Below are 21,569 nucleotides of genomic sequence, written 5' to 3'. Positions count from 1 at the left end.
AACACGTACCCGGTTACACTAAATCAGTATCGTTCGTTTATGGAAACGACCTTGCACGTACCTGCCTCGACAGTTAGTCTTAGTCAGCTGGCCCAATTGATTCGGGAGCAGTTTCCTGCGACGGAGCGTGACCGGCTGGCTTCGTTAATTCAAGCAGTGCCGTCCGAAGACGATGCGCCGCCGACCAAAGACCAATTGCTCAACCAACTCAAAGAAGATTACATCGCTCTCCAAAAAGGCACGCTAAAAACGCGGCCTGCTGTGGAATTTCTAGCCGAATTAGAGCGGGATAATCTACTATGATGCGTGTTGTTACCGCCCAGCAGTTCGAGAAAGAAGCAAAACGCCTGATCCGTAAATACCGATCGCTGGGGTTAGAAATAAAAGACCTGATTGACAGCCTTGCCGAAAACCCAACGCAGGGGACATCCATCGGGCGAAACTGTTACAAGATTCGGTTGGCCATCCGCAGCAAAGGGCAAGGCAAACGAGGGGGCGCCCGCGTCATCACCTGCGTTGTTGCCCTGACCGAGACCGTCACGTTGCTATCAATCTACGACAAAGCCGAGCAAAGCACGATTTCCGATAAAGAACTGGAGTTGCTGCTGATCGCCAACGACTTGGCCTAATGACTAAAGCCCGAACGATGCGCATCGTTCGGGCTTTAGTCGTTCAACAGCGGCCTATTTATCGCTCAAGAGCAGGGGGGCGTTGCCCCGTCCGCCCATCACGACAATCTTAGTATTGGGTGAAGCAGCCAACTCGCGCTGGGCTTTAATGGCTTCATACTGCAACTGCTTATCGGACAGCCCTGTCGAGAGAATTTTCTGATAATCGGCGATACCCTGCGCTTCTACGCGTTTCCGCTCAGCTTCCTGCCGTTCTTTCTGCAACACAAACTGCATTTTCTGGGCTTCCTGCTCAGCGCTGATCTTCGACTCGATCGTCTGTTTTACCGAATTGGGCAGGTTGATCTTCCGCACCAGCAGTTGTTCCAGCATCAGCCCCCGTTTCTTGAAATCCGATTCGATCGTCTTATAAATACGACCCTGAAACTCGTCGCGGCGGGTCGAGTACAAGGCAACAGCATCGTAATACACCGCGTTGTCGCGTATCCGGGTACGTGTCACAGGCCGAACAATCTTATCATTGTAATCGGTACCGATTTCGCGGAAAATGCGTGGGGCTTCCGTTGGAACAACGCGGTACAGCACCGTCAGGTCGACAACCACTTCGAGGCCATCGGCGGTGAGCACCCGAATGGCGTCGTCGCCGTGTTTCTCGCCTTCGTCATAATCGGCCGACATAGTATAGTTCTGCGTTTTCACGTCGAACTCCGTCACCGACGCCAGCGGGTTGACCAGATTCAGGCCAGGCTGCAGCACCCGATCCGACACGCTACCAAACAGCGACACCGCCCCAACCTGCCCGGCGTCGATCTGCCGAATGCTGGCCGTAAGCAGTCCAAGAAGCACCAGAATGACGCCCACGACTTTGAGTGGGCGCGAAAAACGAGCAAACGCCAGCGCGGGCGTATTGATGGCAAAGCCGACGATGAGTGTCAGGATGCCAAGAACAACAAAGAACATTGTTTAGGATAAGTTGATCAGCAGCAGGTGGGTGGCTGTCGTTTCATCTCTCGACGTAAGCAACTTATAGTCAAGCTGTTTTACGGCAACGTTTATCCGTCCGACTGCTGCGTAAATGTATCCTGCGCGGCTGCCGGCGGTAATGGATTTACAAGAGTGGACGCCCGCCTATGGCATCGGTTGCGGGCCGTGATGACGTAGCCAGTAGGGCACAAAAAAAGCACCCGATATACGACCGGGTGCTTTTCCTGCACTACTTGATCAATTAACCCTTCAGTAAAAGAGTTTGTAGTCGGGAAGTGATTAATGCCTCAACAGCGGGTGCCTCGGCAACGTATGACTTACGACTTATTTCGTTCCTTTCTTCTTGCTTGCTTGCGCAGCAGCGTCGGCGGCTTCTTTCGAGACAACCTCACCTTTCAACGTCAGATACACCGTAGAGGTTTTGGCGTTGGTCGTTACCGTAACCGTTTTGTTGAACGGCGAGATAGCCGCAGCGTTGAACGTAGCCGAAATCTGGCCTGAAGCACCTGGTGCAACAGGATCTTTCGAGAACGTAGGCTTGGTGCAGCCGCATGAAGCAACGGCATCCAAAACAACCAGGGGCTCCGTACCCGTATTCTTGAACGTGAAGACGTGTGTCACGGGCTTACCTACCTCTACTTTACCAAAGTCATGCGTTTCCTTAGCGAATACGATGTTCGCATTTTGGGCAAAGCTAACGCCGACAAAGGCAAATAAAGCTACGAAAAGTGATAATGCGGTTTTCATTTGCGTACTCAATAATTGGTTTGGTTGTCAGATCAAAACAGATGATAAAACAAAGATACCACAAACGCTTTGCCAAAGACTGTTCGGTGGTCGCCTTCTTAACAAAGAACGACAAAAAATCGTTTTTTTGATCCCTTTGTTCCTTTAACGTACTTTTACTACAGGCTACCTGAATCGGTGGCTTAGCTGCTGGTTAGAGCCGACTGACGGCAAAACGTTTAATTTGGCCGTCAGCTTTTTCAGGTAAGCCAGTACCACACTTCATCATCTTATCTGATAACCATCAAATTACGTGCCTTCACTGTGATAGCCAATGAACCGCTTCGCTCTACCGACGCGCTAACCCGCGACGCTATTCTGGCCGATTACCGGCTTGCCTGCGAAAGCCGACAGGTAAGCCTGTTGGGGCGCAAAGACGTAATGGGTGGCCGGGCCAAGTTCGGCATCTTCGGCGATGGCAAAGAAGTGGCCCAGATTGCTGCCGCCCGCGCTTTTCAACGGGGCGATTTCCGTTCGGGGTATTACCGCGATCAGACATTTGTGGCGGCACTGGGTGAACTGCGCTGGACTGAGTTCTTCGCGCAGCTCTACGCCCATACCGATCTGGCGCATGAACCCAACACGGCCGGGCGGTCGATGAACGGCCACTTTGCTACCCGTTGGCTCGACGAACAGGGGCATTGGCGCAACCAGACCGACTTCTATAATTCGGTTTGCGACATTGCACCGACAGCGGGTCAGATTCCTCGCTCGGTGGGGCTGGCCTATGCCTCGAAGCTGTACCGCGAAAACCCTGATCTGGCCAGTCTGACGCAATTTTCGCGGCAGGGCAATGAGGTTACGTTTGCGACGATCGGCGACGCTTCCACCTCGCAGGGTATGTTCTGGGAAAGCATGAACGCCGCCGGGGTGTTGCAGGTGCCGCTGCTGATGTCGGTGTGGGACGATGGCTATGGCATATCGGTTCCGGTGGAGTTGCAAACCACCAAAAGCAGTATTTCCAAGGCGATGGCGGGTTTCCAGCGCGACGGGCAAGACCAGGGATTCGCCATTTTCACGGTGAAAGGCTGGGACTATGTCGCTCTGCTCGACACCTACGAACGCGCCGCGCACATTTGCCGCCACGAACATGTACCGGTGCTGGTACATGTGCAGGAGCTGACGCAGCCACAGGGACACTCGTCGTCGGGCTCGCACGAACGCTATAAATCTACTGAGCGGTTAGCCTGGGAACGTACCCACGACTGCAATGCCCAGTTCCGCAACTGGATTCTGACCAACGGCTACGCCAGCGACGAGGAGTTGACGGCCATCGAGAAGGAAGCCCTGACCGTGGCCCGCGATGCCCGGAACGCCGCCTGGAAATCGTTTCAGGAACCCATCAAAGCTGATCTGGAACAGGCCTGCGACCTACTGCAACAGGCCGCCCGCAATCACCCCAAAGCCGCCGGCCTTATGGCACTGCGGCAGGAATTACAGCGAAATACGTCGCCGCTCTACCGCGATGCCTTCGCCGCTATTCGGAAAGCCGTTCACCTGCTCCGCGCCGACCAGGGGCAGGGCAAGCAATTGCTGGTCAATTGGTTGCAGAAGGCTAAACCAATCAACGACGATCGGTTCAGCTCGCACCTGTACAGCGAATCTGACGAATCGCCGTTGCAGGTACGTCCCATCGCGCCCCAATTCTCCGACGATAGCCCCGTTCTGGATGGGTATCTGATAATGCAGAAGTACTTCGACAGCCTCTTCAGCCGCGAACCCCGTGCCGTTGCCATTGGCGAAGATGTCGGGCATATCGGCGACGTAAACCAGGGCTTTGCTGGTTTGCAGGAGAAATATGGTCACCTGCGCATCACCGACACGGGCATCCGCGAAACCACCATCATTGGGCAGGGCATCGGCCTGGCCATGCGTGGCCTGCGGCCCATCGTCGAGATTCAATACTTCGATTACATCTTCTACGCCCTCGCCACCCTCACCGACGATCTGGCGACGCTGCTCTACCGGACTAAAGGCGGCCAGAAAGCGCCAGTCATCATCCGCACGCGCGGCCACCGGCTCGAAGGTATCTGGCACTCCGGCTCACCGATGGGCGCGATGCTGAGCAGCCTGCGGGGTATCCATGTGTTAGTGCCACGCAACATGGTACAGGCCGCCGGTTTCTACAATACACTCATCAAGAGCGACGACCCGGCCCTGTTGGTTGAATGCCTCAACGGCTACCGCCTCAAAGAACGCCTGCCCGACAACCTTGCCGAGTTCTGCCTCCCATTGGGCCAACCCGACATTCTGCGCGCAGGCACCGACGTAACGGTGGTCACCTACGGATCGATGTGCCGGATCGTGCTGGACGCCGCCAACCAACTAGCCGACATGGGTATTGCTGTCGAGGTGATCGACGTGCAGACGCTGCTGCCCTTCGACCTGACCGGTACGATTGTGGAGTCGCTGAAGAAGACGAACCGGGTGCTGTTTGCCGACGAAGATTTTCCGGGTGGTGCCACTGCCTACATGCTCCAGCAAACGCTCGACGCGCAAAACGGCTACCGCTACCTCGACGCGCCCCCACGCACGCTGTCGGCCAAGGCACACCGCCCGCCCTATGGCTCCGACGGCGACTACTTCTCAAAGCCGAGCGTCGACGATGTCTTTGAGAGCGTATACGCCATCATGCACGAAAGCGACCCAGCGCAGTTTCCGGCGTTGTATTAATGGTGTTTCCTTAGCGGGCGGCTCAACCCCGGGGCACGTAGCCGCCCGCATAAGGAATGCATTCATCCTTCTCTTCTCCTATGGAACCCATCTTCGCCACCGACCATACGCGTGCGCTGATTCCGCGTATCCGCGAGTTCATTCAGAACGAGATCATTCCGCTCGAAACGACGGAACACCTGACGGGCAATTTCTCGAAGGTGGCCCGGCTACTCGACGAAAAGCGGGAACTGGTGAAGAAAGCCGGTCTGTGGGGCCTGCAACACAGCGTGGCCGAAGGCGGACTCGGCCTGACGCTCTGTGAGTTTGGGCAGATCAGCGAGGTGCTGGCCTACAGTCCGTTTGGGCATTACACGTTCAACTGCCAGGCACCCGACATCGGGAACATGGAATTGCTGCACAAGTATGCCCCCGAACACCTCAAACAAACGTACTTGGAGCCGCTGAAAGAAGGCCATATCCGCTCGTGTTTTTCGATGACAGAGCCTGAATTTGCCGGTTCGAACCCGACGCAGCTGGGTACGTTGGCCGAGCGACAGGGCGACGAATGGGTCATCAACGGGCATAAGTGGTTCACGTCGTCGGCCGATGGCGCTGCTTTTGCCGTGGTAATGGCCGTGACCAACCCCGATGCCGCCCCGCATAAACGCGCCAGCATGATTCTGGTCCCGACCGACACGCCGGGGTTTGAGCTGGTGCGCAACATCAGCATTATGGGCGACCCCTCCGACCACTGGGGCAGCCATGCCGAAGTGCGCTATACCAACTGCCGCGTGCCGCTGAGCAACCTGATTGGCGGCGAGGGACTAGGCTTTACGCTGGCGCAGGAACGACTGGGGCCGGGCCGCATTCACCACTGCATGCGCTGGATTGGCATTGCCGAACGCTGTTTCGACCTGATGTGCCGCCGCGCCGCTACCCGCGAGGTGGAACCAGGAGTGATGCTGGGCGAAAAGCAGTTTATTCAAGGCTTCATCGCCGAAAGCCGGGCCGAGATCGACGCCTCACGGCTGATGGTGCTCCGCACGGCGCACAACATCGACGAGCAGGGGGCCGCCGCCGTCCGCAACGAGATTTCGACCATCAAATTCTTTGTCGCCAACATGATGCTGCGCGTGGTCGACCGGGCGATTCAGGTGCACGGGGCGCTGGGCGTTACCGACGATGTACTGCTGGGTTGGTATTACCGCCACGAACGCGGTGCCCGCATTTACGACGGTGCCGATGAAGTGCACAAAACCGCTTTGGCCCGCAGCATCTTGAAAGGCTACGGCCTGGATACCCGCAAAAAAGTGAGCGACGCCGTACGCTCGTAACCAACGCCAAGCTACTTGTTCAAATGCTCCAACCCGACGTACCTGCCGCCGTTCGTGCGGGCGAAGAACTGAACGAAACCGCCCTGGCAACGTACCTGAGCCTAGGGCCAATCACCCGAGTCGCGCAGTTTCCCGGCGGTTACTCCAACCTGACGTACCTGCTCACGATTGGGGACACCGACTACGTACTGCGCCGCCCGCCCGTGGGAGCCAAAGCTATCCGGGGTGGGCACGATATGGGCCGCGAGTTTCGGGTGCTATCGCTACTGCGGGAAGCGGGCTATTTGAAGATTCCGCAACCGGTAGCCTATTGCGACGACGAAACTGTTATCGGCAGTCCGTTTTATGTGATGGAGCGCGTACCGGGCGTGATCCTGCGGGCGGGCTCCGCTCCAAAGCTGGGCCTGTCCGAAACGACCATGCGGCACCTGTCGGAGGCGTTGGTCGATACACTCGTTGAACTGCACGCCCTACCCGTCGAGCCGACGCTCATTCAGCTGGGCAAGCCTGATGGGTACGTGCAGCGGCAGGTCGATGGCTGGCGCAACCGCTACCTCGCCGCCCAGACCGACGACATTCCAGCCATGACTACGCTGGCAACGTACCTGACCGGGCAAATGCCCCCACAAAACCCGGACGTAACGCTGCTCCACAACGATTTCAAGTATGACAACGTGGTGCTATCCGACGACCTGAGCGAACTCCGGGCCGTGCTCGATTGGGAGATGTGCACCGTGGGCGACCCGCTCATGGACGTAGGTACGTCCCTCTCCTACTGGGCCGAAGCGGGCGACGACCCGTTCCGCAAATCGTTTAACCTGACGTGGCTGCCCGGCAACCTGACCCGACAGGCAATCGCCAATCGCTACGCCGACCGGTCGGGCCGCGACGTCAGCAACATCCTGTACTACTACGTCTTCGGGCTGTTTAAAAACGCCGTTGTCATGCAGCAGATTTACGCCCGCTACAAGCAGGGCCTCACCAAAGACGAACGTTTTGCCGGTTTATTGGCAGGCGTAAAGGCGTTATCAACAGTGGGAATAAAAGCCGTGGAGACAGGTACGTTGTAAGGCTCATTAAAGCCAACTGAACAACTGGCATTGCCGTACCGAAAGTATTCCCGCTAACTCAGCTTGTGCTTGCCGAAAAATTGTTCTCAAGAATTAGCCGGAAGGTCGTACGTTCTCACCTATGAACACGGATATTGCGGCCAAAAAAGGCGCGATGATCGCAAAATATCTTTGGGCTACAGGATCTATTATCCTGCTTCTACTTGGCAGCGTTCATCTGTATCTAACGTTCTTCACCACCAGTTTTTCACTGGCAAATGAGAAGTTGATCAGTGACATGAAAGCGTCTTCGCCCATACTAAGCCAGAAAATAACCCTATGGAAGGCCTGGATTGGTTTTAACGGGAGTCACAGCAGCGGTCTGGTATTCATAGGAGGTCTGAACGCCTATCTCGCCCTGCGGCATTTTGCCCTTTTGCAAGCAGATCATTTCATCGTTGGCTTCACGCTCCTCACGATTTGTTTCTACGTCTGGCTAGCAGCCAATTACTGGTTTATTGTTCCCTTTGCCGGCTTGATTATAGCCCTGATTTGCTGCACCAGCGCTTATATACTGATCCTTATAAACCGATAAATAGTAATGCATTAACATCGTAACTAGAACACCGTGGGCAGATATCATTGGCTATAATTAAAAGTACACTCTCTCTTAAACCTTTTTACACCAACGCATATCTATTGAGTATTTGATTTACAGTAACGTACCTAAATAGCTCAATATGTATGAAAGCAGTATTACTTGTACCAGCGGCGGTGCTGCTGCTGGCTGGCTGTGCCCCAAGCACATCGCAACTGATTACGCTCAGCAGCAACAACCTGACCGCCTCGCCCAAGCAGGGGTTCGTATATGACAACGACACCCTTCGCCTGAGCTACCAGTTCTTCGGCGAACGCGGCACTATCCATTTCACCATCGAGAATAAGCTCAACAAGCCGCTCTACATCGACTGGAAGCGGTCGGCGTTTATTGTTGGGAAGGAGAAAATGGATTACTGGCGCGACGAAGCCGAGGTCAATCTGGCGGGTACGGGCAATTCCCTCGCCTATACGCGCTACTGGAACCGTAGTTATTTCGACCTCGGGGGCACCATTCGCAAGACAAACGCCGTCGATTATATCCCGCCGGGTACGAAGCTGGAGCGCGATCAATTTGTCGTCGTTCCCGGTCCGGCGCTGGTGTTGCCGGGGCAGTCTTCAACCCAACAGGTAGCATCGACCAATCCATACAAAACCAAGCCCGTCGACGTGCAGGTCTACGAATACAATGCCCAGAATTCGCCACTAGCGTTCCGCAATTACCTGACGCTGGCCGTCGACAAGGATTTCAAGCAGGAATTTGTGCTGGACAGCCAATTTTGGGCGTCGGGCGTGCAGGTGATGCCGTTCAAACAACTCACTGGCGGGCAGGAGTTGCTGGGCACCGAGCAGTATACCAGCAATATGCTGCGCAACCTTCCTTATTACCGTGCCGACGGGTTCTTTCTGACCTACACGCCGGTTACAGGCAATCTGAGTAATACGCCCCGGTAAGGTTTTAATTGCAGTTGGTTAGGCTTTTTGTCATCCCGACGACAGGAGGGATCTTGAAGCATCCCAACTCACAAGCAAGGACAATCCAAGATCCTTCCTATCGTCAGGATGACAAAAAAGCTTACGCCAGGCCCAACTGCTGTTCGATCAGCAGGATGAAGAGGTGAATCACTTTGATGTGGACTTCCTGGATGCGGTCGGCAAAGCCGAAATGAGCCACCCGCACTTCGGCGTCGGCCTGCCCGGCGAGTTTGCCGCCGTCTTTGCCGGTCAGGAGCACCACCTTCATCCCTTTGGCGCGGGCCGCTTCCACCGCCCGGATGATGTTGCCCGAGTTACCGCTCGTACTCAGGCCCAGCAGTACGTCTCCGGGCTGCCCAAGACCTTCCACGAACCGCGAAAACACAGACTCATAGCCGTAGTCATTACCCACACACGACATATGGCTGGGGTCCGACACGGCGATGGCGGCCAGTGAGCGACGGTCACCCCGGTAACGGCCCGACAGTTCTTCGGCGAAATGCATGGCGTCGCAATGGGAGCCGCCGTTGCCGCAGGAAATAATCTTGTGACCATCGCGCAGGGCGTCGGCCATCAGTCGCGCCGCTTGGGCAATCGCATCGATATTGGCCTGATCGGCCAGAAAGGTATCCAGTACCGACCGTGCCTCGGTCAGTTCAGTCAGTATGATGTCGTGCATGGAAAAACAGGTTCAATGTCTATTGTCCAACGTTTCATATTCGCTAACGCATCCACTAAACGCGTAGCGACCTTGAACGTTGGGCATTGAACCTTGAACAATTGACTAAAAAACCCAACTCCGATACGGGGCGTTCCAGCGGATGGCGACGTTAACGATCGACGTCTTGTAGGTGTCGGGGATGTATTGGCTATCCTGCATACGGTTGAGGTAACGCCCCTCCAAAAACAGGTTGTGTTTCAGCATATAGGTGAGCCGCAGATCGGTGTAAGTGGTGATGGTTTTGCGGCCCTGGCCAATAAAGTTGTCGTAATCGCGCAGACGCTCTTCGTAGTCTTTCAGCACGTTGCCGCCGTAGTTGCGGCCCGGCGGGTCGGTGCCATACATCATCAGCGAAAACGTACCATTAACCGACAGCCGTTTGTTTTGGTAGCGCAACGTACCCAGACCTTCCATGAAATTGGCCCCCAACGGCGAAGCCAGCGGCTGATTGAAGTGAGCGTAGTTGGTTTGTCCCGATTTGTGCGCGTAGGTATACGGCCGGGCCATGTTGAATTCGCCCTGCAAATCGAGGTTGGGAACGCCCAGCACGTCGATATACTTCAGGCCGGCCTGTATCGCCACCTTATTGGTCCAAGACCCGCGCGCCGCCCGGATTTCCTTGATCAGGAATTCGTCGAGCATCAATTGGCTGTAGAAGAGCAGGTGCTGCGCCGCGTTCACCTTCAGATCGAGGCCAACGAAAGCGTTATCGGCACTACCGCGCGAGGCCTCCACATAACGATACATAATGATCGGGTTCAGGTAGTTGATGTCGAATCGGTCGCGGCTGTAGATTTCTGCTTCAAACAGACCCAGATTTACCCGGCGGCTGATGTTGACGCTCAGGTGGTGCATGGTCGTGAATTTTTGCGGCAACAGTTCGATACCCGACAACGTCACCTGCCCGTTCTGTAGCTCGCTGAACAGATTAGTGTATTGGAACCGCTTTCCGAACCGGGTCGACAGTTTCAGGAACAGGTAGGGGGCCGCGTTGTCGGACAGCAACAGCGACCGAATGCCATTTCCGAAGAAATTACGGTCGTGGCCAAACTGAATATTGATGATTTTCAGCGTATTGAAGGTAATGTACCCCCGTGCTTCGAGGAAATCAGCGGCGTTGTTGTTGAACAGCTTCACCACGCCTTGCCCCGGTGACGACCCGCCGCCCGCTGCCGTAAGCCGGTAACTTTGGCCGTAATCCTGCACGTATTTAGGATAATACGCCTGATTGTCGGCGAAGTAAGAATAGAAACCCAGTTTTCCCCCGATACTCCCCCGCACCTCGATACCGCGCGTGTTGGTGTAGAGCGGGTCGGTCAGGACCTGATCACGCCCGTAGCCAACGTAGACAACCGGGTTGATGTGCAGGTCGTATTCTTTATTCTTGACGCTATAGAAATCGCTTTTTTTGCGGTAGAAGAAGCCCAGAAATGGCCGTTCGCTGTTGCCCGGTTCTTCGTAGCGGAGCACTACCGGCTGCGTGGCCGACGAGTCGGTCGATTGACCAAAAGCGACGGCTACCCGTGGAAACTGCGCTTTTACGGGTTGCGGCGATGCCCACTCCCAGCTATCATCGCGCAGGTAATTGATGTTAAAGCGGTCGGTGGGCGATAAACTAATCTCCTGATCGGGATCGTTTTCGAGCGTATCGACCAGTTGCATCACAGCCTGCCGGTTGTAGGGTTTTACGGTACTGTGATGCTGATCGGCCCAGCGGCCCAACCGGATTTCGTAGCGATCGATGAGGTGGTAATAGTCCTGATTGAGCGGAATTAAAGGGCTTTGCGCATAAACCAGCGAAAGGGGCAGCAAACAAAACAGGCTTAGCAAATAGCGCATACAGTAATGGGCAACAGTCGGTGGGGGCAATGTCCCTTTTAGCCAAAATAAGTCGATTTCCTCGGCATTCCGACAATGAGACGGCTAAATTACGCAAAGCCCCTTGCAGTTTTCGGTCTACCGTTTAGCGTTGCGTTGCATATTAGCCTGCGGATTTGCCGACCGGCACGACCTGAAACCCAAAACGCATTGCTTTATGTTTGTTTTTGCCCAGCAGGCTTCCATTGCCAACCAATATATCGCTGAACTCCGCGATCTGCACCTTCAGGCCGACCGGGCGCGCTTTCGCCGAAATCTCGAACGGCTGGGTGAACTGACGGCCTACGAAATCTCCCGGACGATGTCGTACCAGAACGGTACGGTACAAACACCGCTGGCCGTGGCCGAGTCGCAGACGTTGTTGCAACAACCGGTATTGGCGACCATTATGCGGGCGGGTCTGCCGTTTCATCAGGGGTTTCTGAACGTTTTCGACCAGGCCGACAATGCGTTTGCCGGTGCTTACCGAACAGCGGCCCGCCGCCAGTCCGATGCCGATGAGTTGGACGAAAACGAGTTTGATATCGTGATGGAATACATCAGCAGCCCCGACCTGAGCGGCCGCACACTCATCCTGATCGACCCGATGCTGGCCACGGGGCGGTCGCTCGAGCAAGTTTATCATTCGCTGCTGCGCTACGGCATTCCTGCCCAAACGCACATTGCCGCCGCCATTGCCAGCCCGGAAGGCGTCAGGTACGTCCAGACTCAGTTGCCACAGTGCCATCTGTGGCTGGGTGCTATCGACTCACACCTCAACGCCCATTATTACATCGTGCCGGGCCTCGGCGATGCGGGCGATCTGGCCTTTGGCGGTAAAATCTAATGGCTGGCGATTCGTCAGGTACGTCCTCCATGAAGCTACCACGTACCTGCCTAAGCTGGTTCGGCAGGCGTTGGCTCGGTGGACTTTTTCAGAAAACGCAATGCTGCAACAAAGCCCAGCGCGCTGAACAGCAGGTTGACAAGCGTGATAACAGCGTGCGAGAACGTGGCCCAGATAGTACCCGTCAGCAGCGGCACGCCATATGCCATCAGCCCCCGGCTCGCCAGGAAATGATACGACCCAATATTGGCCTGAGTCGGAATGGTGAGACTCCCCAACGACGTTAGTGCAAAGGTGGTCAGCGAAGCCGAGGCGGGTAGCTTAGCTGTGCTGGGCAGAGCCATAAATAGTGATGCCAGCACCACCAGCGACAGCGCATGGATGGTGCCGGTGATGACCCAGTACAGCACCGGATTACCCACCCGCCGGATGCTCAGCAACCCGCGCCGGAACCCCTCGAATCGCTCGCGTAGCCGCAGGCGGCTGTTGAGACGTGCGCCCAGTCCACGGTCAAGCAGGTTGCGCAACCCCAGGTACGTTACGGCCAGCATAATTAGCCCGGCAATGCCCCCGCCAATCCACTGCCCGGCCGACAGAGACAATACCCATGCGGGTGGCTCTAGGTACGTTCGGGCGTAGGTCAGCAAACGGCCCGATTCGAGCAGCAGCGTGAGCGTCAGGAAAACGGCCGTAGCCAGCAGATCAACCAGCCGTTCGGTGATGATCGACCCCACGCTTTCGGTGATAGGTACGTTGTCGGAGCGTTGCAGCAGCGTACAGCGCAGCAGTTCGCCCGAGCCGGGAATCACCAACCCCGACGCGCTTCCTGCCAACATTGCCGACAGGGCGCGGCCCGTTGAGGGGCGATGGCCCAGCCCTTGCAGCAACATCCGCCAGCGCAGGGCACGCAAAACCGTTTGCAGGCCCATCGTCAGCGTAGTGAGGGCAATCCAGGCTGGAGCCGCCTGCCGGAGCTGATCAAGCAGACTAGCCAACGGCATCCCCCGGAGAGCGTAGAGCAACAGGCCCATCGCCAGCGCCACCGCCAGCACTTGTTTCAGCGTTTTGTTCATTTTCTCATACTTGGCACAGCCTTTGTGAACGAAGTCACTGTTCACCTACCGGCAAAATTGGTAAATTTGTCTGATTAGGCCCTAAACGCCACTTGACCCAACGAATGAGTAAGAAAGGCAAAAAGCCCGTTCAACCCACTGCATCTCCCCGCCCGATGGCTGCGCCAGTGAGTACGGTTTCGCCCACCCAGCCCGTTGTTACCCCACCAACTTCAACACCCATTTCTACCCCAACACCGCCGCCATCACCCGATGGTCTGATTCGGTTCGACCGGCGCGTTAAGATCACTCTGGGGGTCTTTGTTGGTTTGTTTATACTGTTTGTTCTGTTCAAGTGGCATTATATATCACTTTCAGCCTGGAACGAGATCCTACCCGATGGTGGTCCAGTGAAGCGTGGTTTGGTCGCGGGCACGCCCAAACGCATCCGCATGGACGATTACGCCGTGGGTGCGCCTTGGATTCTGTCGAATGCCAACACCGGCTTTAAGACCGAAAACGAGGCCATTGGTGGATTAAGAACACCGCTGATGACCGTGCCGGTGAAGCACCCCGTTACACTCTTCAAGTTTGGGCACTGGGGCTTTCTGTTCCTGGATGTCGAGCGCGGTTATAGCTGGATGTACAATAGCAGTCCGCTGATTTTGCTGCTGGGTACGTTTCTGTTTTTCCTTCTGGTCACCAGAAACCAGTATTGGCTCTCGCTCACGGGCACTATTGTGTTATTTCTTTCATCAGGCACAGTCTGGTGGTCGTTTATCCCCTCGTCGATGATCGGCTATTGCGGTGCGGCGTTTGTCGCGGCGGTTTATCTGCTACGCAGTCGAAAGCCGACCGTCATTATTCCCATTGCATTTGCGCTGATCTGGATTGCAGCCTCTTACGCAACGGGCCTTTATCCGCCGTATCAGGTGCCGATGGCCTACCTGTTTATCTTCCTGCTGATTGGGTACGTTGCCAACGAGCGCGCGGCCATTTTCCCGCTCAAAGCCGTGCCGCTGAAGCTGGTCAGTCTGTTTGGAGCGGCGGCGTTGGCGGGCGTAGTGGCTTACCTGTTCAAAAACGATATTGAAGAAACCATCAAGGCCGTTACGAGCACAGTCTATCCCGGCAAACGGAGCGAAACGGGCGGTACGGGTTTTATTGCCAACTGGTATTCTGAATACTACAGCTGGTTCTGGTCGGATCAGAAGTTTCCGAAAGGCTGGCTCAACATCTGCGAACTCTCGCACTACCTCAACTTTGCTCCAGTGATTATCCCGCTGGCCATTGCACTGTTTGCTTTTGCGCGCCGCATCGACTGGATGCTGGTGGGCGCGATGGCCTTTGTGGTGCTGATGTGGCTCTGGATGGAAGTGGGTTATCCCGAAGCCATCGCCAAAGCCACGCTGATGAGCATGGTACCCACTCGGCGGGCACAAATTCCGATGGGGGTAGGCGGTATCGTGCTGTTGTTTTTGTACCTCGGCTACCTGCGCACCATTGATCTGGCCCAGTTGAAAGCCAACGTACCGGGCTGGTTTACGCCCATTGCCGCGTTGAGTGTGGTAGCATTCGTCATTTACACCGCTTCGGTCAACATCGACGACTCGGAAGGCATGCTAACCTCAAATCAGGTTTTCCTACCGGTGCTGTTTTTCATTCTGATGAACGGCCTGCTGCTTTTCTCGATCAACATCCGCTACCGGGTGGGGTTGTTCTGCGCGGGGATCGTGCTGTTTTTACTGCCTAACCTGAAGGCCAACCCGCTGTCGAAGGGGCTAACGCCGCTGACCGAAAACATCGTCTACCAAAACGTGAAGGCCATCGTCGACCGCGACCCCAACGCCCGCTGGGTAGTCAACGGTAGTCAGTTCATTACGTACATGGTCACGGCAACGGGAGCGAAACAGATTACGGGCGTAAAATACATCCCGAACCGGAAGCAGATTTTCAGTGTGCTCGACCCGACGATGAAGCGCGACTCGGCCTATAACCGCTACGCGCACGTCACGTTCCAGACCTATATAAACCCGCAACAGGGCGACACCACGATTCTGGCGCAGCAATACGAAGATGGGTACGTAATAGCGGGAGACCCCTGCTCGCCCAAATTCAAGAAACTGAACGTCAAGTACATGCTCTACGACCATGCGCCGCAAATTCCCTACGAGGTACGTTGCATGAAGAAAGCCGTCGAGCTTGGTTCGATGACCATCTACGAACGCATTGATTGAGTGCACGATGGATAATGCACAATGGACAATGGCCTTGCGGGCTCAACGTACCCGGAGACACAAGCTCATTATACATTATCCATCGTTCATTGATTAACCTCCCTATGCGCACCCTCATTGTTATACCCTGCTACAACGAACAGGCCGCGATTGCCGACGTGGTGCGCACCATTCAGCAGGTGATTGCCGAACAGGGCCTCGACGCCGACGTGCTGGTGGTGAACGATTGCTCGACCGACCATTCGATCAGCATCATCCGCACGTTGGGCTGCCTGTACCTCGATTTACCCGTCAATCTGGGCATCGGCGGGGCCATGCATGCGGGCTATCGTTACGCCTGGCGCAACGGCTACGACGCGGCAGTACAGATGGATGGCGACGGTCAGCACCCAGCCAACGAACTGCACAAGATTCTGACGCCCCTGTTTACCGATCAGGCCGATGTGGTCATCGGGTCGCGTTTTCTGACCAACGAGGGCTTCCGGTCGTCGGCGGCGCGGCGGGCGGGCATCCGCTATTTCCGGTGGCTCAATCAATTGCTGATCGGGCAGGTCATCCACGATAGTACGTCGGGGTTTCGGGCGTTCAACCGGAAAACACTAGCTATCGTCAACGAGTATTATCCCGACGAGTACCCTGAGCCAGAGGCTATTGTGCAGTTTGGCCTGAACAACCTCCGCATGCTCGAAGTGCCGGTGGTGATGCAGGAGCGGCAGGGCGGCGTGTCGAGTATCAACACGGGTAGGGCGGTGTATTACATGGCCAAAGTATCGTTGGGTATCTACTTTGTGTACCTTCGATTGAGCGGCCGACGGACCTAACGACTATGGAAGGCATTTCGATACCCATACAACTGATCAGCATCGCCGGTGCGATGGTGTTTCTGATCATGATTTTCCGGCTGATTGTGCGGGGGCGGCTGCGTGAAGAATATTCGATCATCTGGATCTTCTGCACGTCGGTGCTCATCTTCTTCTCCATCTGGCGGAAAGGGCTGCACTTTCTGGCGAGTTTATTGGGCGTCTATTACCCGCCATCGCTGCTGTTTCTGGTTGGTATCCTGGCGATCATCGTCTTTCTGGTTCACCTTTCGGTCGTGAACTCCAAATTGCAGAGCCAAATCAAAACGCTTTCGCAGGAAATGGCTTTTTTAAAGCAGCAGTTAGAAAAGCAACAGGCTGAAGCTGTAGCAAAGACAGCTAAGAAGGAATCCGTCGAAGAAACAGCATCATAAGTGGCACTCCCCGGCATCACGGTCATTACCCCTTCTTATAATCAGGCGTCGTTCATTCGGGAAACCATCGAGTCGGTCCTGTCGCAGGGCTATCCTAATCTACAATACCTTGTCATCGACGGCGCGTCTACAGACCATACCGCTGCTGTGGTGGCCCCGTATACCGATCGGCTTACCTTTTTGTCGGAACCTGATCGCGGCCAGACTGATGCCATCAACAAAGGGCTGCGTATGGCAACGGGCGATGTCGTTTGCTGGCTCAACTCCGATGACTATTTCCTGCCAGGTACGTTACAGGCCGTAGGTACGTTCTTCGCCAATAACCCGACGGCACTGTGGCTCACCGGCGACTGCCTAATCATCAACGAAAGCGGGCTACCCATTCAGGGGCCGATAAAAACGTATAAACGACTGCTCCGATCGCTGTCGCCAATGGCGTTTCTGGGCATGACCAATGCCATTTGCCAGCCGGCTACGTTCTGGCGGCGCACCGCTCATGAGAAACTAGGCTTTCTGCGCGAAGACCTTCGTTATACAATGGATTATGACTGGTGGCTCCGGCTCGGGCAAGCGCTACCTCCAGTGGTGAGCGGGCAGGTTTTCTCGGCGTTCCGTATTCATTCAGCCTCGAAAGGTGGTAGTCAGTTTGAGGCCCAGTTTGCCGAAGATTTCGATACACTTTGCCGCCACAAACACTCATCGCTGGTACGTAGCCTACACCACATCCACAATCAGCTTATTATTGCGGCTTACCGAATCCTGAAATAGGCCTGCTACGAAATCGTATCAAGGTTTTTACGAATCGAAGCCTCGGCCAGCACGTCGCTAAAGACGGTGTGCGTAAGTGACCAATTGAACTGAGCCGCGTGCTGAACAGCTCCTTCGGATAGCTGCTTCCAAAGCGCTTCATCCGTGAAGAGCCGCGTCAGTTGCCGGGCCAACGCCTTATCCGAATCATATTGGTAGTAAAGCCCTGATACTTCGTTGGTCACAGTCTCGGCGGTACCGCCCGTGCCCGTAACGACCGCCGGCGTGCCGCAGGCCATGGCTTCGATGGGCGATAGACCGAAGGGTTCATTGTGCGCGGCGTGCACGAATACCTGACTGCTACTCAACAGCGTCGCAAGTTGCTCGGTCGTGTAAAACGCGTCGATGAGCGTAACGGCGTCGGTTAGCTTCAGGGATTGAATAAGTTGTAACAGCGCCTCTTTCTCGACCCCCTTGCCTTTGATGACGAGCCTTACGTCCCCGCAGCTGGGTTGTTGCCGAAGCAACGCCAGCGCCCGCACGACCTGGTCGACCCGTTTAAACTTGTTCAGCGTACACACCATCACGATCTGGCGCTGGCGGGGTACGTTGGGGCGCGGGTAAAACGTGTCGTGGTCGATGCCGCAATACACCAGCCGGATACGGGCGCGATCGAGTTGCGGAAACGTCTGCTCAACCGTGCGTTGCGAATAGCGAGAGTTCACGACTACCCGATCGGTCGTGGGCATGAGGCCAAACTCGATCTGTCGAAATAGCGGGTTCATCAGCTTCAGCCCCCAGCGCATGTAATCGGGCTTGATCGACTCAATCCAGGCGCGTTCGAAAATGAAGGCCGTTGGCTCATGGCAGACGTACACAAGCTGCACCGACGGTGTTAGTATCTTGTAAAACCAGCCCCACCAGTTGGCCGGAAACGGCTCCGACACAATCACCGACGAGCCGATACGCCGGGCGGCCCGGTGCACGCGCCAATACATGAGCGGGTAAAGTACCCAAAACCAGATCGACGACGATAGTGGACCGCCCACATCGACAAACTGCACCCCCTCCGCCCGAGCCTCGGCCGTGATTGTCGGGTCTGACTGCACCGATACTATACAAACCGGCCAACCGGCCTGCACCAGCCGCTTACTGACTTCCAGCAGGACCGTGGTGGCCCCGCCAGCCAGCATACAATGCGGATGCAGAAAGGTGATGGGTGAATTGGGCATGAATCAGAAAGGACGCTTAACCACTTTTTGCAGACGCAAGTAAAGGCTATACAAGCCGTTTAGCAACGGTCTAACGATGGCAGTCTGTGGTTTACTCAATAAAAAGCTAACCAATCTGGTGAAGGCGGATGGACTCGCAACCTGCGCAGCTACGATGGCTAACGCGTCTTTAGCTTCGCTAGCTGTGCAGCCACCTGTAAAATAGTCAATTAAGGCAGCTAACTCCCATCGACGAGCTTGGTAGCTGCGCCAGCCAGCAATTTCATCTGCACCAATATACCCTGCTAAAACTGGCGACTGGGCGACCAGTTGAATGCACTGACCCGCGTCAATGATGTTCTTGATCAAGCGATTCCCACCCAATTTCCCATCTTTAGCTGTCCAGATACGAAATTTACCAGTGGGCTTGTCCACATAGGCGATCTGACCGAGTTCATGAGCCTTGAGCAGCATAGCTACATCGAAGCCGTATGTGATATGGCCATTTAGCACGTCGCGACAGTGCAGGTAAGCATCCTGACGAATCATGCCACCGGGTATCCAAGCGAAAAAAGGACGCTGCTGAAGAAGTTCATTCAATGACTCAGCCGCCGACCGAAGCCCGCTAGATTTTCGATTATAAAAAAACTTAACCTGGTTTAGGTCACGGAAATCAACACTGGCTAATTCGCCGTAAGCAACTACGGCACTGTCATCAGCAGGCAAATGCGCAACCAGTGTTTCTACACAATCGGGGTAGAGGTAATCATCCGAACACAGATAGAGGATCCATTCACCGCAAGCCTGATCAGCGGCAAACTGAAAATGCTCAACCATCGGTAGAAACCGCTCCGGGCTAACCACCCGCAGGCGAGGGTCGTGCTGCGCGAGTAACCAATCCGGTACTTCATTGGTAGAATGGTTATCGGATACAATAATCTCTAGCGACGTATAGTTCTGCGCTAGAGCACTTTGCAGTGCCTCTTCAACATAGCGCAGTTGCTGGTTATAAAGCGGAATAACAATACTTACAAAAGGAGATGTACGCAATTTTTATCAATTAGTTAAAGGGAGATACATAGTCTTTTATGTATACTTGTAGGCCATTTGCTACCCTATGAATACTACATTCAAAAGTTGGTTCGTCCTCGTTCTGCTAGCAGGTCTGTTTCATTCACTCAGCGGAAAGTCCGCAAACAACCCTAAAAAACTAACGCAAACAAATTGCCAAAAGCCCTCTTTTAAGTACACCGTCACAGGCATCACACAAGTAGTCTTGTCTAATACCGCAGTGGTGAACGAGGCTACGGTCGTTATTAACGCAGGCAATTATATGGCCGTTGGTCAACTAGTAAGTGATGTAAGTACAACAAACTTACGTTTCATCGAAGATATTCAAAGTAACGGCAATGTAATCTTCGAAGGGAGGCACGTTTTTACCCCCCGCAACACCCTTGATCTTTCCAGTAGTTATTTTAATCAACTGTACGGTCCATATACGCTGGTTAATCCTAACGTGACAGGAACACTGAGCGAGACGCTGACTCCTTATGTTGATTTAAATAATAACCGGCAATACGACTCCGCCATAGAATGCCTGGGCCAACCGACTGTATTGAATTATCGCATTACTCCTGTTATTACGTTCAGGTTTTCTGCAACTGGTAGTACGATTGCTGAACTTTCCAATGTAATTTCTCTGGATAGCGATACGGTTACGCTATGCGTAGGTGGTGGAATGGCCATAAGTGCTTTGGTTAGCAACGTACCTAAGCGCACGTTGCGGTTTATTGAAGCCACTACATCAAATGGCAATGTGGCTTTCATTGGTCATCCAGTTCCTGAAAACCGAACACCCTTAGACTTAGACAGCACTTATTTTGGTCGTATCTATGGTCAGTACACCTTACTCAACCCGAGCCTTACGGGTACGTTAAGCGAAACGTTCACACCTTATGTCGACAAAAATGGCAATCATCAATACGATGCCGCTACTGAGGAACTGGGTAGAGCGGTGGTGCTGAATTATAGAATTGAATCGTCGGCCCGGCAGGCCACAATTCAAAACGGCAGTTGGACAGCATCGGCAGTGTGGTCATGCGGTCATGCGCCAACCACCCTTGATGCCGTGCTCATCCGGCATTCAGTGACTCTACCTACTCAGTACATCGCCCGCGCTAGGCAGGTTTCTTACGAATCAGGGGGCCGATTACATTATAATTTGACCAGCCAACTTAAGGTTTACACCTTACCTTGAGCCACTAGCGCTGTGGCTTTCGCACTCCATACGCCAGCGAAACTACACCATCCGACGTATAATGTTCAGAGTATGTGAGCTGTGATTCCTCAAACGTCACATTATCCCACACGACTGTCAAACCTGAAGAGAGAGTGTAAGTAATTTTTTTGCTTGCTTCATCTAATTGCCATATCAATGTATACGAGTTCCCCGGCCAGCGAGAAAAACCTGTCCCGTCAGTCTTGAACTCGATTATTGCATCGTCATAGTTAACATTATTTGCTGTTCCACCCCGTTTGTAGTAATAACTCCTGTTCAAATGAACGTACCTGATTTCCTCAAGCTGCCATACTTTACTCGTGAGTATTTGCGCGTACGATAGTGGGTCTTTCTGTTTGCAGCTGATTCCAAAGAC

At 54.6% G+C, this 21,569-nt stretch carries 20 protein-coding genes; 13 read left to right on the top strand and 7 right to left on the bottom strand.

Going from position 1 to position 21,569, the window contains the following annotated elements:
- Positions 1-39: 39 nt before the first annotated feature.
- Positions 40-303, top strand: a complete 264-nt coding sequence (locus ACAW74_RS21370) for a hypothetical protein (protein ID WP_370700270.1) — start codon at positions 40-42, stop codon at positions 301-303.
- Positions 300-629, top strand: coding sequence for a type II toxin-antitoxin system RelE/ParE family toxin (locus tag ACAW74_RS21365; RefSeq protein WP_370700269.1), 330 nt, complete (start codon positions 300-302; stop codon positions 627-629). The genes ACAW74_RS21370 and ACAW74_RS21365 overlap by 4 nt, the downstream gene beginning before the upstream one ends.
- Before the next feature lie 54 nt (positions 630-683).
- Here the strand turns inward: ACAW74_RS21365 and ACAW74_RS21360 are convergent, their stop codons facing one another.
- The gene (locus ACAW74_RS21360) at positions 684-1,589 is read right to left on the bottom strand and encodes a prohibitin family protein (RefSeq protein WP_370700268.1); all 906 of its coding nucleotides are present in this window, start codon (positions 1,587-1,589) and stop codon (positions 684-686) included.
- A gap of 348 nt (positions 1,590-1,937) precedes the next feature.
- Entirely contained in the window at positions 1,938-2,360 is a 423-nt protein-coding gene (locus ACAW74_RS21355) for a DUF1573 domain-containing protein (RefSeq protein WP_370700267.1), read from the bottom strand.
- A gap of 303 nt (positions 2,361-2,663) precedes the next feature.
- Here ACAW74_RS21355 and ACAW74_RS21350 point away from each other — a divergent pair, with 303 nt between their 5' ends.
- From ACAW74_RS21350 to ACAW74_RS21330, 5 genes are all read left to right on the top strand, one after another.
- The gene (locus ACAW74_RS21350; protein ID WP_370700266.1) at positions 2,664-5,072 is read left to right on the top strand and encodes an alpha-ketoacid dehydrogenase subunit alpha/beta; all 2,409 of its coding nucleotides are present in this window, start codon (positions 2,664-2,666) and stop codon (positions 5,070-5,072) included.
- A gap of 80 nt (positions 5,073-5,152) precedes the next feature.
- Complete coding sequence (locus ACAW74_RS21345; protein ID WP_370700265.1) at positions 5,153-6,388, top strand: acyl-CoA dehydrogenase family protein; 1,236 nt, start codon at positions 5,153-5,155, stop codon at positions 6,386-6,388.
- Between the two features lie 23 nt (positions 6,389-6,411).
- Entirely contained in the window at positions 6,412-7,458 is a 1,047-nt protein-coding gene (locus ACAW74_RS21340; protein WP_370700264.1) for a phosphotransferase family protein, read from the top strand.
- Between the two features lie 121 nt (positions 7,459-7,579).
- Entirely contained in the window at positions 7,580-8,032 is a 453-nt protein-coding gene (locus ACAW74_RS21335; protein WP_370700263.1) for an LIC_13387 family protein, read from the top strand.
- 149 nt (positions 8,033-8,181) lie between these two features.
- A complete protein-coding gene (locus tag ACAW74_RS21330; RefSeq protein WP_370700262.1) occupies positions 8,182-8,988 on the top strand; it encodes a hypothetical protein in 807 nt (268 codons plus the stop codon).
- 121 nt (positions 8,989-9,109) lie between these two features.
- Here ACAW74_RS21330 and lpcA read toward each other — a convergent pair whose 3' ends face one another.
- Positions 9,110-9,688: a D-sedoheptulose 7-phosphate isomerase gene (lpcA, locus tag ACAW74_RS21325; RefSeq protein ID WP_370700261.1), complete on the bottom strand. Its 579-nt coding sequence runs from the start codon at positions 9,686-9,688 to the stop codon at positions 9,110-9,112.
- A gap of 105 nt (positions 9,689-9,793) precedes the next feature.
- On the bottom strand, positions 9,794-11,569 hold the full coding sequence (locus ACAW74_RS21320; protein WP_370700260.1) for a hypothetical protein: 1,776 nt from the start codon (positions 11,567-11,569) through the stop codon (positions 9,794-9,796).
- A gap of 196 nt (positions 11,570-11,765) precedes the next feature.
- Between ACAW74_RS21320 and upp the strand changes: the two genes are divergently transcribed.
- A complete protein-coding gene (gene upp / locus ACAW74_RS21315) occupies positions 11,766-12,434 on the top strand; it encodes a uracil phosphoribosyltransferase (protein ID WP_370700259.1) in 669 nt (222 codons plus the stop codon).
- A 50-nt stretch (positions 12,435-12,484) separates the two neighbouring features.
- Here upp and ACAW74_RS21310 read toward each other — a convergent pair whose 3' ends face one another.
- Complete coding sequence (locus tag ACAW74_RS21310; RefSeq protein ID WP_370700258.1) at positions 12,485-13,552, bottom strand: lysylphosphatidylglycerol synthase transmembrane domain-containing protein; 1,068 nt, start codon at positions 13,550-13,552, stop codon at positions 12,485-12,487.
- Positions 13,553-13,611: 59 nt separating this feature from the next.
- On the opposite strand from ACAW74_RS21310, the gene ACAW74_RS21305 reads away from it, so the two are divergent.
- The 4 genes from ACAW74_RS21305 to ACAW74_RS21290 all read left to right on the top strand — a co-directional run bounded on the left by ACAW74_RS21305 (position 13,612) and on the right by ACAW74_RS21290 (position 17,725).
- Complete coding sequence (locus ACAW74_RS21305; RefSeq protein WP_370700257.1) at positions 13,612-15,723, top strand: DUF7657 domain-containing protein; 2,112 nt, start codon at positions 13,612-13,614, stop codon at positions 15,721-15,723.
- A gap of 104 nt (positions 15,724-15,827) precedes the next feature.
- Positions 15,828-16,544 (top strand): glycosyltransferase family 2 protein, encoded by a 717-nt coding sequence (locus ACAW74_RS21300; RefSeq protein WP_370700256.1) that lies wholly within the window; start codon positions 15,828-15,830, stop codon positions 16,542-16,544.
- Positions 16,545-16,549: 5 nt separating this feature from the next.
- A complete protein-coding gene (locus ACAW74_RS21295; protein WP_370700255.1) occupies positions 16,550-16,957 on the top strand; it encodes a DUF2304 domain-containing protein in 408 nt (135 codons plus the stop codon).
- On the top strand, positions 16,958-17,725 hold the full coding sequence (locus ACAW74_RS21290; protein WP_370700254.1) for a glycosyltransferase family 2 protein: 768 nt from the start codon (positions 16,958-16,960) through the stop codon (positions 17,723-17,725).
- Between the two features lie 5 nt (positions 17,726-17,730).
- On the opposite strand, the gene ACAW74_RS21285 is transcribed toward ACAW74_RS21290, so the two are convergent.
- Both ACAW74_RS21285 and ACAW74_RS21280 read right to left on the bottom strand, forming a co-directional pair.
- A complete protein-coding gene (locus ACAW74_RS21285; protein WP_370700253.1) occupies positions 17,731-18,936 on the bottom strand; it encodes a glycosyltransferase family 4 protein in 1,206 nt (401 codons plus the stop codon).
- A gap of 3 nt (positions 18,937-18,939) precedes the next feature.
- Positions 18,940-19,965, bottom strand: coding sequence for a glycosyltransferase family 2 protein (locus ACAW74_RS21280; protein WP_370700252.1), 1,026 nt, complete (start codon positions 19,963-19,965; stop codon positions 18,940-18,942).
- 67 nt (positions 19,966-20,032) lie between these two features.
- Here ACAW74_RS21280 and ACAW74_RS21275 point away from each other — a divergent pair, with 67 nt between their 5' ends.
- A complete protein-coding gene (locus ACAW74_RS21275; RefSeq protein ID WP_370700251.1) occupies positions 20,033-21,172 on the top strand; it encodes a hypothetical protein in 1,140 nt (379 codons plus the stop codon).
- Positions 21,173-21,569: the final 397 nt, after the last annotated feature.

Source organism: Fibrella musci, from assembly GCF_041321105.1.
Lineage (GTDB): Bacteria > Bacteroidota > Bacteroidia > Cytophagales > Spirosomataceae > Fibrella > Fibrella musci.
This window is presented reverse-complemented; position numbering and strand designations above follow the sequence as displayed.